Origin of the sequence: Pseudomonas sp. LAMO17WK12:I1 (assembly GCF_900177315.1) — a bacterium.
In the GTDB taxonomy this organism is placed as follows: domain Bacteria; phylum Pseudomonadota; class Gammaproteobacteria; order Pseudomonadales; family Pseudomonadaceae; genus Aquipseudomonas; species Aquipseudomonas marginalis.
In genome coordinates this window covers 396,309-409,906 of the sequence record NZ_FWZV01000007.1, presented here as the reverse complement: position 1 = coordinate 409,906, position 13,598 = coordinate 396,309, and the positions used below count along the sequence as shown (strand labels likewise).

The 13,598-nt window shown below is 61.5% G+C and carries 13 protein-coding genes; 3 read left to right on the top strand and 10 right to left on the bottom strand.

Features of this window, described 5'->3' with window-relative positions; translation table 11 throughout:
* The 7 genes from B9N88_RS32365 to B9N88_RS16265 form a co-directional block, all read right to left on the bottom strand.
* The coding region (locus B9N88_RS32365; RefSeq protein WP_143491252.1) for a helix-turn-helix domain-containing protein at positions 1–161 on the bottom strand (161 nt) is incomplete at its 3' end.
* A 119-nt stretch (positions 162–280) separates the two neighbouring features.
* Positions 281–1,828 (bottom strand): SulP family inorganic anion transporter, encoded by a 1,548-nt coding sequence (locus B9N88_RS16290; protein ID WP_027608118.1) that lies wholly within the window; start codon positions 1,826–1,828, stop codon positions 281–283.
* A gap of 84 nt (positions 1,829–1,912) precedes the next feature.
* Positions 1,913–2,644, bottom strand: coding sequence for a carbonic anhydrase (locus B9N88_RS16285; protein WP_027608119.1), 732 nt, complete (start codon positions 2,642–2,644; stop codon positions 1,913–1,915).
* 226 nt (positions 2,645–2,870) lie between these two features.
* Positions 2,871–3,929 carry a PA0069 family radical SAM protein gene (locus tag B9N88_RS16280; protein ID WP_027608120.1) on the bottom strand — a complete coding sequence of 353 codons (1,059 nt, stop codon included), beginning with the start codon at positions 3,927–3,929 and terminating at the stop codon, positions 2,871–2,873.
* A 70-nt stretch (positions 3,930–3,999) separates the two neighbouring features.
* Positions 4,000–5,298 (bottom strand): cytochrome c, encoded by a 1,299-nt coding sequence (locus B9N88_RS16275; RefSeq protein WP_027608121.1) that lies wholly within the window; start codon positions 5,296–5,298, stop codon positions 4,000–4,002.
* 12 nt (positions 5,299–5,310) lie between these two features.
* Positions 5,311–7,095 carry a GMC family oxidoreductase gene (locus B9N88_RS16270; RefSeq protein WP_027608122.1) on the bottom strand — a complete coding sequence of 595 codons (1,785 nt, stop codon included), beginning with the start codon at positions 7,093–7,095 and terminating at the stop codon, positions 5,311–5,313.
* 2 nt (positions 7,096–7,097) lie between these two features.
* Positions 7,098–7,850 carry a gluconate 2-dehydrogenase subunit 3 family protein gene (locus B9N88_RS16265; RefSeq protein WP_027608123.1) on the bottom strand — a complete coding sequence of 251 codons (753 nt, stop codon included), beginning with the start codon at positions 7,848–7,850 and terminating at the stop codon, positions 7,098–7,100.
* A gap of 273 nt (positions 7,851–8,123) precedes the next feature.
* Here B9N88_RS16265 and B9N88_RS16260 point away from each other — a divergent pair, with 273 nt between their 5' ends.
* Positions 8,124–8,810, top strand: a complete 687-nt coding sequence (locus B9N88_RS16260; protein WP_027608124.1) for a phosphatase domain-containing protein — start codon at positions 8,124–8,126, stop codon at positions 8,808–8,810.
* A 25-nt stretch (positions 8,811–8,835) separates the two neighbouring features.
* Here B9N88_RS16260 and B9N88_RS16255 read toward each other — a convergent pair whose 3' ends face one another.
* Together B9N88_RS16255 and prlC are read right to left on the bottom strand one after the other, a co-directional pair.
* Positions 8,836–9,108 (bottom strand): YheV family putative zinc ribbon protein, encoded by a 273-nt coding sequence (locus tag B9N88_RS16255; RefSeq protein ID WP_027608125.1) that lies wholly within the window; start codon positions 9,106–9,108, stop codon positions 8,836–8,838.
* Positions 9,105–11,204: an oligopeptidase A gene (gene prlC / locus B9N88_RS16250; protein WP_169898816.1), complete on the bottom strand. Its 2,100-nt coding sequence runs from the start codon at positions 11,202–11,204 to the stop codon at positions 9,105–9,107. Before prlC ends, B9N88_RS16255 begins: the two co-directional genes overlap by 4 nt.
* 54 nt (positions 11,205–11,258) lie before the next feature.
* On the opposite strand from prlC, the gene B9N88_RS16245 reads away from it, so the two are divergent.
* Together B9N88_RS16245 and B9N88_RS16240 are read left to right on the top strand one after the other, a co-directional pair.
* Positions 11,259–11,801 (top strand): gamma carbonic anhydrase family protein, encoded by a 543-nt coding sequence (locus tag B9N88_RS16245; protein WP_027608127.1) that lies wholly within the window; start codon positions 11,259–11,261, stop codon positions 11,799–11,801.
* The gene (locus B9N88_RS16240; RefSeq protein WP_027608128.1) at positions 11,798–12,457 is read left to right on the top strand and encodes an HAD family hydrolase; all 660 of its coding nucleotides are present in this window, start codon (positions 11,798–11,800) and stop codon (positions 12,455–12,457) included. The genes B9N88_RS16245 and B9N88_RS16240 overlap by 4 nt, the downstream gene beginning before the upstream one ends.
* A gap of 59 nt (positions 12,458–12,516) precedes the next feature.
* Here the strand turns inward: B9N88_RS16240 and B9N88_RS16235 are convergent, their stop codons facing one another.
* Positions 12,517–13,560: an aminopeptidase gene (locus B9N88_RS16235; protein WP_027608129.1), complete on the bottom strand. Its 1,044-nt coding sequence runs from the start codon at positions 13,558–13,560 to the stop codon at positions 12,517–12,519.
* Positions 13,561–13,598: the final 38 nt, after the last annotated feature.

The window sequence follows — 13,598 nt, the reverse complement described above, 5'->3', positions numbered from 1 at the left end:
AAAGACCTCAAATCGCCGTCGTGCCGGGCAATCCACTTATCGACGGTAGGTCGGCTAACGTCAAAGCGGCGTGCCAACTGACTTTTAGTGAAGTTGCCAGAAAGCCAATCAGCTACCAGCTTGATTCTTTGATTCATGGGGGACTCTTGGTTCCAGGGCATGATCAGTTACCTCCTGATCATGCGTATTAGCCTGTAAACCATGTCCCCGGTTAGAAATGTAAACGATGTCCCCGGTTTGTACCGGGGCAAGCCCCCTCCCACATGTTGATCCCACTCCCTCAGCCGATTGAGGGCGCCGAGCCGATCCCTGTCGTCGTCCTGACCCGGCCTTCGAGCCTGCGCTTCAACCCACGCGCCTCGATCACCAGCCTCGAGCCCTTGGCCGCATTCGCCCGGCCCCACTCCTCCAGCAACTCCAGGCAGGAATGGTCGATATAACTCAGGTTACTCAGCGGTACGTGCACAGTCGTGCCCGGAGGCACCGTCGCCAGCACCTGGGTCAACGCCGGCACTTTCAGGAAAGTCGCCGCACCGGTCAAACGCAGCTCCATTTCCCCCTCCAGGGGCAGGTCGATCAGACTGACTTTCAGGCGCGAGGCCTTGAGCGCCAGCTTGACCAGTGTGAGCCCGAAGCCCACCAGCACACCGGTCAGCAGGTCGGTGAAAATGATCGCCAACGCCGTGGCCGCGTAGGTAAACATCGGCATACGCCCATAACGACCGAGGGCCTTGAAGGCCTTGATGTCCACCAGCTTGATCCCGGTGTACACCAACACACCCGCCAGGCTTGCCACAGGAATGCTTTGCAGCACGCTCGACAGCAACAGTACGAACCCCAACAGCCATACGCCATGGAACATCGCTGACAACCGCGTGGTGGCACCGGCCTGCACGTTGGCCGAGCTGCGCACGATCACACCGGTCATCGGCAGGGCACCCACCAGGCCGCACAGCATGTTGCCCACACCTTGGGCGGATAATTCCTTATCGAAATCAGAACGCTGGCCGCTGTGCATGCGGTCGACCGCTGCCGCAGAGAGCAGGGTTTCGGCACTGGCGATAAACGCCACCGCAAACGCAGCGATCAACAACTGAGGGTCAGCCAGGCTCAACAGGTCGCTGGGACGCAGCCAATCGATGGCGTCGGCGAGATTCTCCGGGACTTCCACACGCTTGACCTGCAACGCCAGCACCAGGCTGGCCACCGTTGCCAGGCCCACGCCCAACAGGGCTCCCGGCACGAAACGCAGGGTTTGCGGACGGAATTTATCCCACAGGTACATCACCAGCATCGTCGACAACCCGAGCAATCCGGCCTGCCAACCCAGGCCGCCACCCAAGGTAGGAATCGCCTCCGCCAGCGCGGCGGGGAAGCCCGCCAGGTTATCCAGCCCTGAGGGCTTGGGCGCACCGTCGAGCATCACATGGATCTGCGATAGCACAATCAATACGCCGATCCCCGCCAGCATCCCGTACACCACCGCCGGCGCCGTGACGCGGAACCAGCAACCCAGGCGCAGGCGCCCGGCCACCAGTTGCAGGAAGCCGGCCAGCAGCAGGATCGGCCCGAGCATCAGCATCCCGTGCTGGCGCACCAGCTCGAACACCAAGACCGCCAGCCCCGCTGCCGGGCCGCTGACCTGCAGCGGCGAACCCGCCAGCCAGCCCACCACCAGGCCACCGATAATCCCGGTGATCAGGCCCTTGGCCGGCGGCATGCCGGACGCGATGGCGATCCCCATGCACAGGGGCAGGGCGACCAGAAACACAACCACGGAGGCGAGCAGCTCCCGTGGCAATACAGCTTTCAATTGAGCAGCACGCATGATGGCTCTCCCGAGGTATTCGCCGGGCGCGGCAAAGCCTGGCTGCATCCATGGCAGCCACCGCTTTACCCGGCAGGGAAGTGTTTAGAAGCGCGCTTTAGGCGTCGCGGAAGGAATCGGCCCTTCGCCGCTCAACGGTCGGAACGCCGACTGATCAGCATCGTAGGCTCGAATTTCACTGGTCTCGATGTTGTAGATCCAGCCGTGAATAAACAGCTGACCGTTGGCCATGCGCGACGCCACCGAAGGATGGGTACGCAAATGCTGCAGTTGGGCGATGACGTTTTCTTCGGTGAGCACTTTCATGCTCTCGCCTTCGTTGGCACAGTCGCAGTTGTCCTCGACCATGGACTTGGCGACTTCGGCGTGCCGCAGCCAGGCCCTTACCGTTGGCATCTTCTCCAGGCTGGCGGGGTTGAGGACCGCGCGCATGGCGCCACAATCGGAGTGCCCGCACACGATGATGTGCTGCACACCCAGGGCCAGTACCGCGTACTCGATGGCAGTGGAGACACCGCCGTTCATCTGCCCATAAGGCGGCACGACGTTACCGACGTTGCGGGTCACGAACAGGTCGCCGGGAGAGCTTTGGGTAATCAGCTCAGGCACGATGCGCGAGTCGGCGCAGGTAATGAACATCGCCCGTGGGCTCTGGGCCGTGGCGAGTTTCTTGAAGAGTTCTTCCTGCTGAGGGAAGACGTCGTGATGGAAATGCAAAAAGCCGTCAACGATATGTTTTAGCGCTGCATCGGCAGACTCTGCCACCTGAGGGGCTGAAGCCGACGCAGCCAACGGCTGTTTATCCTTGTCACTCATGATTCATCCTCTTGATTAATGCAGGGGAGTTTTCAGGTCAGTTCGACGCCAGGCCAGTGAAATAGTTGTAAAAGCCACAAACCAGGCTGCCGACTCATCAGTCACTCGCTGAACAAGGTAACCACCGAAACTTAACTCAAACTGAATGAACCGCTCTAGATCGCGGGTTTCAGTGATATCAAAACGCGACTATTCCTACAGGAACGGTGCATTCTGCCTTTTCAGTCTACAACAATGCCATCTGTCTGCCCGGTGGACAGAACGCCGTGCAATCCAGATTGAAGCCTTCTCTGCGATCGAGCCCCAGGCGTTTGATCGCCTTGCTGAAGCGCTGGGCCAGCAGGTCGGCGAACGGCCCCTCGCCCCGCATGCGGACGCCGAACCGACTGTCGTAGACCTCACCACCGCGCACCTGGCGCACCAGGCTCATGACATGGGCCGCACGCTGCGGGTAATGCGCCGCCAGCCACTCCTCGAACAGCGGCGCCACCTCCAGCGGCAGGCGCAACATCATGTACGCCGCACTCTGCGCACCGGCGGCATGGGCTTCGGTGAGCAGGCTTTCCAACTCGCTGTCGTTGATCATCGGGATCATCGGCGAGCACAGCACGCCCACCGGGATGCCCGCCCCGCGCATCACCCGTATGGCCCGCAACCGCGCCTTGGGCGCGGCGGTGCGCGGCTCCAGGATGCGCTTGAGCTCATCATCCAGGCTGGTGAGGCTGATCATCACCGCCACAAGGCGTTGCCTGGCCAGCTCCGCCAGCAGGTCCAGGTCGCGCAGGATCAACGAGCCCTTGGTAATGATGGTGACCGGGTGCCGATAACGCAGCAGCACCTCGAGGGTTTGCCGGGTGATCCTGTACTCGCGCTCGATAGGCTGGTACGGGTCGGTGTTGGAACCCAGGTTGATCGGCGCACACACATAGCCCGGCTTCGACAACTGCTGCTCCAGCACGTCGGCCGCGTTGCTCTTGGCGATCAGCCTGGTTTCGAAATCCAGCCCCGGCGACATGTCCCAATAGGCATGGCTGGGCCGTGCATAGCAGTAAATGCAGCCATGTTCGCAGCCACGGTAAGGATTGATGGAGCGGTCGAACGGCAGGTCCGGCGAGTTGTTGCGGGTGATGATGGTCTTGGCCGTTTCGATGCGCACTTCGGTGCCCTGGGTCGGCGGCACTTCCTGGTACCAGCCGTCGTCCTCGGCCACGCTGACGGTGGGCGCAAAGCGGTTGTGCAGGTTGGTGGCCGTGCCCCGACCACGGGGCGGCAGCGGAGTAGACATGAAAGCGCCTCGACACTGTTTTTATATACAGTACCGAGGCGCGAGGTTCCTGACCAGTGCCGTCTGGCGGTCAGTGCTTTTGGGTGACCTGCCCCAGGTCATCGCCCGAGGTGGTGCGCATGTCGTTCTTGCGCAGGTCGGCCACGTCACTGGCTTTCACCGCGGCCCCCTGGTTACCCCAACTGCCACGGATGAAGCTGACCACATCCGCCACTTCCTGGTCCGACAGACGCCAGGCGAACGCCGGCATGGTAAAGGTCGACGGTGCCGTGTGAGTGGCCGGCAATGTGCCGCCGTTCAACACGATGTTGATCAACGACGTGGCGTCCGCAGTCTGCACCACCGGGTTGCCCGCCAACGCCGGGAACACCCGCGTGTAACCATGGCCGTCGGTACGGTGGCAGGCCGCGCAGTTGTCGATGTACACCGAGGCGCCGGGCTTGCTGTCATCGCCCTTCCACAGCGCCTCGGCCACCTGCTTGTCATACTGGTGCGGCTGGTCCTGCGGGTCCACCGCCGGCAGGCTCTTGAGGTAACGGGCGATAGCGGTCAGGTCGTCCTGGGACATGTACTGCATGCTATGCACGACCACGTCGCTCATACCGCCAAACACCGCACTGCGATCACTGCGACCGGTCTTGAGGAATTGCACCAGCTGCGCCTCGCTCCAACTGCCGAGGCCGTCCTTGTGGTCACCGCGCAGGCTCTTGGCGATCCAGCCTTCCAGTGGCGCGCTGCCGGACAGGAAGGCCTTGCCGTCAGTCGCGCTCAGGGCTTTTTCCTGCATGGTCAGGGCGCGTGGTGTATGGCACGCGCCACAGTGGCCAAGGCCTTCCACCAGGTAGGCGCCACGGCTGATCACCGGGTCTGCGTCGGCCACGACAGGCTTATCCACCACCTCAGGGGCAAACATCCAGCGCCACGCCGCCAGCGGCCAACGCATGCTCAACGGCCACGGAATGTCGCTGTCCTTGTTCACCTGGGCGACCGGTTCCACGCCCTTCATGAAGTACGCATACAACGCCTGCATATCGCTTTCGCTGACACGCGCATAGGACGGGTAGGGCATCGCCGGGTAAAGCGTACTACCACTCTTGGCGACACCGTGACGCACGGCCTTGTCGAAGTCCTCGAAGCTGTAGTCGCCCAGGCCGGTCTTGTCCGGGGTGATGTTGGTGGAATAGATCACACCGATGGGGGTTTCCATCGGCAGGCCACCGGCGAACGGTTTGCCGCCCTTGGCGGTGTGGCAGGCCACGCAGTCGCCGGCGCGGGCCAGGTATTCGCCCTGCTTGATCAGGTCGGTTTCGGCGGCACTGATCGAGCAGCTGCTGAGCAGGGCAAACGTCGCGATAACAAATGCTTTCATGGTCATCGCTCCTTATGCCTGAACCAGCGGGCCGGGGTTTTTCAGGTACTGCTCGCGGATCGCCCGGGCCGACCAGTAGGTCAATGCCGCCACCAGGCCTGTAGGGTTGTAGCCCAAGCCCTGTGGGAAAGCAGATGCGCCGGGGACAAACACGTTGTGTACATCCCAGCACTGCAAGTAGCGGTTCAGCGCACTGGTCTTCGGGTCGGTCCCCATGATCGCGCCACCGTTGAGGTGGGTGGTCTGGTACGACGCGGTGTTGAAGTGCTCACCGACTTTTTTGCCCAGCACCGCAATCGCCTTGGGGTTCATCGCTTCGGCGACCTTGCCCATTTTCTCGACCATGAAGCGGTTCATCTTGATGTCGTTTTCCTGCCAGTCGAACGTCATGCGCAGCAGCGGCAGGCCGTAGGCATCGCGGTAGACCGGATCCAGATCCAGGTAGTTACCCCGGTAGGATTGATGGGCACCGTGAGCATCCATCGACACCTGGTGGGTGTAGTAATCGGCGGTGGCGCGCTTCCAGGCACTGCCCCAGGCCGGTGTGCCGGGCGGGTTGGACGTACCGGCAATCGGCCGGCTGCCGGCCTGGTTGACCCACATCGGCGAACCGCCCACAAAGCCATGGGGCCCGTGATCGAAGTTGTCGGCGTTGAAGTCATCGATGGCCACGCCATTGCCGCCGGCACCGATAAAGTTGTTGGTATGGGTGTCCTTGTCGAAGAACGCCTTGATGGTGGCCATGTTCTGGTAGGCAAAGTTCCTGCCCACCACACCCTCATTGGTCATCGGGTCGTAAGGCTTGCCGATGCCCGACAGCAGCATCAACCGCACGTTGTGGAACTGGAACGCGCCGAGGATCACCAGGTCTGCCGGTTGTTCGCACTCTCGGCCCTGGGCGTCGATGTAGGTCACGCCGGTGGCCTTGCTCTTGGTGCTGTCCAGATTGACCTTGAGCACGTGGGAGTTGGGCCGCAGCTCGAAATTCGGCACCTGGCGCAGCGCCGGCAGGATGTTCACGTTCGGCGAGGCCTTGGAGTACATGTAGCACACGTAGCCGCTGCAAAAACCGCAGAAGTTGCACGGGCCCATCTGCGCGCCGTAGGGGTTGGTGTAAGGCCCCGAGGTATTGGCTGACGGCAGGTTGTAGGGCTTGTACCCGACGCTGGCGGCGGCTTTCTGAAACAGCTGTGCGGAGACTGTGTTCTTTTGCGCTTCCAACGGAAACGGGTTGGAACGGTCCGGCGCATAGGGGTTGCCGCCACGCCCTTCGCCCACCACCTGGCCTTTCACGGTCCAGGCCTGGCCTGAGGTACCGAAGACTTTTTCTGCATAGTCGAAAAACGGCTCCAGCTCTTCGTAGCTCACGCCGAAGTCCTGGATGGTCATGTCCTTGGGAATGAAATGCTTGCCGTAGCGCTCTTCGTAATGGCTGCGCATGCGCAGTTCAATCGGATCGACACGGAAATGCACGCCCGACCAGTGCAAGCCCGCACCGCCCACGCCGTTACCCGGCAAAAACGCGCCGAGCTGACGGTTAGGCAAGGCAACGTCATTCACGCTATGGCGAATCGTCACTGTCTCCTTGGAGATGTCCTGGAAGAGTTTTTTACGCACGCTGTAGGTCAGTTCGTCGATGACCTGGGGATAGTTGCCGTCCGGGTAAGTGTCCTGCATCGGGCCGCGCTCCAGCGCCAGCACGTTCAGTCCGGCTTCCGTCAGCTCCTTGGCCATGATCGCGCCGGTCCAGCCGAAGCCGACAATCACCGCATCCACTTTCTTCATGATGGTCGCCACGTTTATGCCCTCTCGCCGCGAATGGATACTGCCGGGAAGGGGTACTGCTCGTTGCGTTCCACCCAGTCCATGAAATCGGCGCGGGCGCCGGGGAAGCCGATCATGGTCCAGCCGACCATGCCTTTGTTGCCACCATGGATCGGGTCGCAGAAGAAGCCTTCCTTGGTGTTTTGCAGCAGCAGGTTGAAGAACATCTTCGGCGGCACCGCGTCAAAATGTGCCGTAACCTCACTGCCGCCCGCCTCCAGGCGCCGCAACATATCGTCTCGGGTAGCGCTGTCTTGCGCAGCAAAAACTTTGCCGTTGAACGCCTTCGACCAGGCATCCGTCGCGGCAATACCCAGGCGATAGATGTCCTTGGGCACCAATTTGCTCTGCCAGCCCATCTCCGGCGGCGCATCGGCATTAAACGGGCCTTGCATGAACCACAGGGCACCGCTGGCGTAAGGCGTGTTCATCTGCCGGTCGATGTACTCCGGCGCGCCAGCTTCCAGGGCGCCGGGGCCTTGGGCATCGGCCGGGATCAAACGCTCGACGGCAGCGTTGATAAACGCCCATTCCTCGGCAGTGAAATAGCTTGGCTCGTAGGCTTTTTCGCTGGCCGCAGGCTTGGCTGGCGCAGCCTCGACCGGCGCAGGCGTCGCCATCAGCATCGAACCGCCAAGGCCGGTGCTGGCAACCGTGACCACCGGGATCAAGGTCAAGGATTTGCGTAGAAAGTCACGCCGGGGGTTGTCTTGATCTTGATCAGACATGGTGGCACCTCATCATGTGGTCACGGGTTATCAGCCGCTTCTAGGGAGTGGCTTGGCGTTGTCGGGCGGCGAACTGGATCCAGGCGATCCAGGGAGATAGAGCGCAGCGCGCAAACAATAGTTACAAATGATAGCAGCCTAAGCATCGAGAGAATCGCTTCAGCGACTAAAGATTGAGGATTCACGATTCTTTGACGCACACCTCACACCTCCTTGACCCGCCGTGACCGACTCTGGGCGCCATCAACCACTCCCTATAGGGTGACGTCGCCCATGTACAAGCATCATTGGTTGCCGGCCCTGGGCCTGGCGTTCATGGCACTGTTCACCACAGCTTTTGCGCGGGCCGATGACGCTACGTCCCTTCGTTCTCCAGAATGGGCGCAGCCAGTGGGCGACCGCTACAACCTGCATCAAATGACGCCCACGCTCTATCGCAGCGCATTGCCGGATAGCAAGGCAGCGCCGTTGCTGGAACAGCTCAAGATCGGCACCGTGATCAACTTCCTGCCCGAGTCCGATAGCAACTGGCTGAAGGCGCCAGGCATCCGTCAGGTTCAGTTGAGTTATCGCACCAACCATGTGGATGACTCTGACGTGCTGGCGGCACTCAGGGCGATCAAGGAAGCGGAAGCTGACGGCCCGGTGCTGATGCATTGCAAGCACGGCTCTGACCGCACTGGCCTGATGGCGGCGATGTATCGCGTGGTGATCCAGGGATGGAGCAAGGAGGATGCGTTGAACGAGATGACCCTGGGCGGTTTCGGCACCAGTAACGGCTTCAAGGACGGCGTTCGCTACATGATGAGGGCCGATATCGACAAGTTGCGCACAGCCTTGGCGAATGGCGATTGCAGCACCAGCGCCTTTGCCCTGTGCTCGATGAACAGCTGGCTGAACCCGGCGAGCAAGGATCACGAGCTCGCCGAGGAAAAAACCGCACTGCTGGTTACCCCCTGAGACGCACTCCCAGGGGGTAGACGAGTCAGTCTTTCTTCAGCTTCGGGTTAGGGAAAAACTGCACCGCCTGAACCTTCGGGTCCGGCGCTTTCAACGCCGATGTATTGACCCGCGTGCCCAATTCCTTGGGCACCGACAGACCTTGATCATTCAGCGTATCGGTATACCCGCAGGCCACGCACTCACGATGCGGCACGCTGTCCTCGGTCCACATCTTCAACTTGTCCGGTTCGCTGCACGCCGGGCAGACCGCCCCGGCGATAAATTGCTTTTTGGTAATCACAGGCCCTTCACTCATGCTGCTGCGTCCTCACTCAGGCCGCTGTGGCGCAAGAGTGCGTCAATCGACGGGGCACGTCCGCGGAAGTCGACGAACAGCACCATCGGCGCCTGGGAACCGCCGCGCGCCAGGATCGCCTCGCGGAAGGCACGGCCGGTCTCGGCATTGAGCACACCATCTTCTTCGAATTTGGAGAAGGCGTCCGCCGACAGCACTTCGGCCCATTTGTAGCTGTAGTAGCCCGCGGCATAACCGCCAGCGAAGATGTGCGCAAAGCTGTTGGGAAAACGATTGTAGGCCGGCGGACGCATCACCGACACCTCATCGCGCACGCCTTCGAGCACCTGCGCCACGCTGCGGCCATCACCATGGGTGGCATGCAACTCGAAGTCGAACAGCGAGAACTCCAACTGGCGCACCATCATCAGGCCGGACTGGAAGTTCTTCGCCGCGAGCATTTTTTCCAGAAGGTCCTGGGGCAGTGGCTCGCCGCTTTCATAATGGCCGGAGATCAGCGCCAGGCCTTCCGGCTCCCAGCACCAGTTCTCCATGAACTGGCTTGGCAATTCCACCGCATCCCACGCCACGCCATTGATACCGGACACGCCGGCATGCTCGACGCGGGTCAGCAGGTGATGCAGGCCATGGCCGAATTCGTGGAACAGGGTGGTCACTTCATCGTGGGTCAGCAGGGCAGGTTTGCCGCTGTCGGCCGGAGTGAAGTTGCACACCAGGTTCGCCACCGGGCTTTGCAGCGCACCGTCGATGGTACGACGACGGTCGCGCGCGCCGTCCATCCAGGCACCGCCACGCTTGTTGGCGCGGGCGTAGAGGTCGAAGAAGAAGCGCCCGACGTGCTGGCCGTTTTCCTTGATTTCAAACAGGCGAACATCCGGGTGCCAGGTGTCGAAGCCTTTTTGCTCGGCAATCTCGATGCCGTACAAACGCTGCACGATGGCGAACAGGCCGCCCAGCACCTTGTCGATCGGGAAGTAGGCGCGCAGGGCTTCCTGGGACACACTGTAGCGCTGCTCACGCAGCTTTTCGCCGTAGAAACCGCTGTCCCAGCTTTGCAGGTCGGCGCAGCCTTGTTCGGCGGCGTAGGCCTTGAGCTGTTGCAGGTCCTGGGCAGCGAACGGCTTGCTGCGCTTGGCCAGGTCGCGCAGGAAGCTCAACACCTGGTCGCTGGACTCGGCCATCTTGGTGGCCAGGCTCAGCTCGGAGAACGAGGCGTAACCCAAGAGCTTGGCCAGTTCCTGACGCAGGTCGAGGATCTGTTCCATCACCGGGCCGTTATCGTTCTGACCGGCATTCGGGCCCTGGTCTGACGCACGGGTGCAGTAGGCCGCGTAGATTTCTTCACGCAGGGCGCGGTCCTGGGCGTAGGTCATGACCGCGTAGTAGCTTGGAAACTCAAGGGTGATCAGCCAACCGTCGAGGCCTTTGGCCTGCGCGGCAGCGGCCATCTGCGCCTTGGCCGAATCGGTCAGGCCGGCGAGGGTGGCTTCCTCGGTGACGTGCTTGGTCCACGCCTGGGTGGCGTCCAGCAGCTGGTTGGAGAATTTGCTGCCCAGCTCGGAAAGCTTGCTCTGCACTTCGGCGTAACGTTTTTGCTGCTCAGGCGGCAAGTCGATACCCGAGAGGCGGAAGTCGCGCAGGGAGTGTTCGAGGATGGTTTTTTGCGCCACGTCGAAACCGGCGGCTTCCGGGCTGTTGGCCAGGGCTTCGAAGGCCTGGAACAGCGCGCGGTTCTGGCCCATCTCGGTGGAGTAGGCGCTCAACGCCGGCAGGCACGCCTCGTAGGCTTCGCGCAGCTCGGCGCTGTTGCACACGGCGTTGAGGTGGCTGACCGGGCTCCAGGCGGCGCCCAGGCGATCATTCAATTCGTCCATGGCCAGCACCAGGCCGGCCCATGTCGGATTTTTACCCTGGCTTTGCAGGATGCCTTCGATGGCAACACGGTTATCGGCGAGGATCTGTTCGATGGCCGGCTGCACGTGCTCGGCACGGATCGCCGAGAACGGCGGCAGGTCGTAGGACTGCAGAAGAGGGTTGTTCGCGCTCACGGTTGGCACCTTGGCTGAAGAAACATGTAAGAACAAAGATGGGGCCATCTTAATTACAATCAACGCCCACCGCAGCTATCAGCACATAAGAGAGAGGCTATCGTGACCCTTCGCACCTATCAGAACCACACGCCAACCCTGGGCGCCGGGGCTTTTGTCGATATTTCGGCGGTGGTGATCGGCGATGTCGAAATCGGCACCGACAGCTCGGTCTGGCCGCTGACCGTGATTCGCGGCGACATGCACCGCATCCGTATCGGCGCGCGCACCAGCGTGCAGGACGGCTGCGTGCTGCACATTACCCATGCCGGACCGTTCAATCCTGACGGTTTCCCGCTGCTGATCGGCGATGACGTGACCATCGCCCACAAGGTCATGCTGCATGGCTGCACGGTGGGCAATCGGATTTTGATCGGCATGGGCAGCATCGTGATGGACGGCGCCGTGGTGGAAGACGACGTCATCATCGGCGCCGGCAGCCTGGTGCCACCGGGCAAGAAACTCGACAGCGGTTTTTTGTATGTGGGCAGCCCGGTTAAACAAATCCGCCCGCTGACTGACAAGGAACGCGCCTTTTTCACCTACAGCGCCGCCAACTACGTGAAGCTCAAAGACCTGCACCTGGCTGAAGGATTCGACCAATGACCCTCCCTTACCAAACCGTGCTGTTCGACCTGGATGGCACCCTCACCGACCCACGCGAGGGCATCACCCGCTCGATCCAGTACGCCCTAGGCAAACTGGGCATTGACGAACCCGACCTGAGCAAACTCGAACACTTCATCGGTCCGCCGTTGCTGCAAGCCTTCATGCAGTTCTACGACTTCGATGAGGCCAAGGCCTGGGAGGCGGTGAATTTCTACCGCGAGCGCTTCAAGGTCACCGGGCTGTATGAAAACCGCGTATTCGACGGCGTGATGCCGCTGCTCGAAGACCTGGGCAAGCAGGGCCGCCAGTTGTACGTCGCCACGTCCAAGCCCTGGGTGTTTGCCCGCGAGATCGCGCGGCATTTCGATTTTGCCAGGCACTTCAAGGTGATCTACGGCAGCGAACTGGACGGGACACGCACCAACAAGGTCGAGTTGATTGCGCATTTGATCAGCGAAGAAGGCCTGGACCCGGCGACCACCTTGATGATCGGTGATCGTAAGCACGACCTGATCGGGGCGCGCAGCAATGGCGTGGATTCGGCGGCCGTCGGTTATGGGTTTGGTAGTTTCGAAGAGTTGAACGCCGAAGCGCCGACCTGGCATTTCGAGACGTTGGCGCAGATGCATCAGGCGTTTTTGCAACGGCCCTGAGGCCGCCATCGGGGGCAAGCCTCCTCCCACATTGGGAGCGGCTTGCCCCCGATGAGGCTCTACCGATCAGTACCTTCCAACCGCCTCAACGCAGCCTTGCGCTGCCCCACCGGCAACTCGCCCATCTTCTCTACTGCGGCGTAAAACTTCAGCCAATCCCCGCCTTCCTGCCTGAACAACGCCGCAAACGCCGGCACCCACCGGTCATACAGCCCGAACGGCAACAACCGCGCATTGTTCATCGGCAGGTTCATCCAGGCGTCATAACGCTTGTCCCCGCCCCATTGGCTATCGCGCATCTGCCGGTACTCACGGCGCAACGCCTCGAATTCGGCCGCCTTGGCCTGGCGCATCGCCTCGACGGACAGCGGTTGCACGTAGAGTTTTTCCAGGCGCTTACGGGTATCGAGGATCAACTGGGTAAATTGGTCCCGCTGCTGCCGCGTCGAGCTGCCAAGCGGCGCCAGGCCCTGGGCCGCGCGCCACTGGCGGGTGCCTTCCTGCTCGACGAAGCTGGCAAACGACTCGTTGAATTCGGTGTCGTCCTGCACGTAGAACCGCTGGTGCGCCAGCTCATGGAAGATCAGCGTGGCCAGGCGTTCGTCGCCCCAGTTCATCATCGAATTCATGATCGGGTCGTTGAACCAACCCAGGGTGGAATAGGCTTCGACGCCACCCATCGATACGTCCATGCCTTGCTGGCGCAACAACGCCGCCTCACCCCGTGCCGCGCCCTGGCGGTAATAGCCGCGATAGGCCACGCAACCGGCAATGGGGAAGCAATGGGTTTGAGGCGCCAGGGAAAATTCCTGCGTGGCGAAGACATTCCAGACCACATAAGGTCGGCCAATATCGGCATACAGCCGGTAACTTTGGTTGTCAGGCAGATGCAGGTGTTCGCTGGCGAAGGTTCGGGCTTTCTGTGCTTGAGCCAGATGATCACGCAGCCCCTGTGGCCGCGACGGATCGGCGATGACCTCGGCAACCGGTTCCCGGGCTCGCAACAGCTGCCACTGGCCGCCCGCCAATTGGCTGTAGTAACTGACGCTGGAACAGCCACTGAGCAGCACGACTATCAACCCTGGAAGAAAACGCCTGACCATGCCCCGACCGCTCCTGGGTGATGTGTTCGCCAGACTAT

Excerpts from the sequence above, each read along its gene's own strand:
- B9N88_RS16290 (WP_027608118.1), bottom strand. The coding sequence starts at position 1,828 with ATGCGTGCTGCTCAATTGAAAGCTGTATTGCCACGGGAGCTGCTCGCC.
- B9N88_RS16285 (WP_027608119.1), bottom strand. The coding sequence starts at position 2,644 with ATGAGTGACAAGGATAAACAGCCGTTGGCTGCGTCGGCTTCAGCCCCT.
- B9N88_RS16280 (WP_027608120.1), bottom strand. The coding sequence starts at position 3,929 with ATGTCTACTCCGCTGCCGCCCCGTGGTCGGGGCACGGCCACCAACCTG.
- B9N88_RS16275 (WP_027608121.1), bottom strand. The coding sequence starts at position 5,298 with ATGAAAGCATTTGTTATCGCGACGTTTGCCCTGCTCAGCAGCTGCTCG.
- B9N88_RS16265 (WP_027608123.1), bottom strand. The coding sequence starts at position 7,850 with ATGTCTGATCAAGATCAAGACAACCCCCGGCGTGACTTTCTACGCAAA.
- B9N88_RS16260 (WP_027608124.1), top strand. The coding sequence starts at position 8,124 with ATGTACAAGCATCATTGGTTGCCGGCCCTGGGCCTGGCGTTCATGGCA.
- B9N88_RS16255 (WP_027608125.1), bottom strand. The coding sequence starts at position 9,108 with ATGAGTGAAGGGCCTGTGATTACCAAAAAGCAATTTATCGCCGGGGCG.
- prlC (WP_169898816.1), bottom strand. The coding sequence starts at position 11,204 with ATGGCCCCATCTTTGTTCTTACATGTTTCTTCAGCCAAGGTGCCAACC.
- B9N88_RS16240 (WP_027608128.1), top strand. The coding sequence starts at position 11,798 with ATGACCCTCCCTTACCAAACCGTGCTGTTCGACCTGGATGGCACCCTC.
- B9N88_RS16235 (WP_027608129.1), bottom strand. The coding sequence starts at position 13,560 with ATGGTCAGGCGTTTTCTTCCAGGGTTGATAGTCGTGCTGCTCAGTGGC.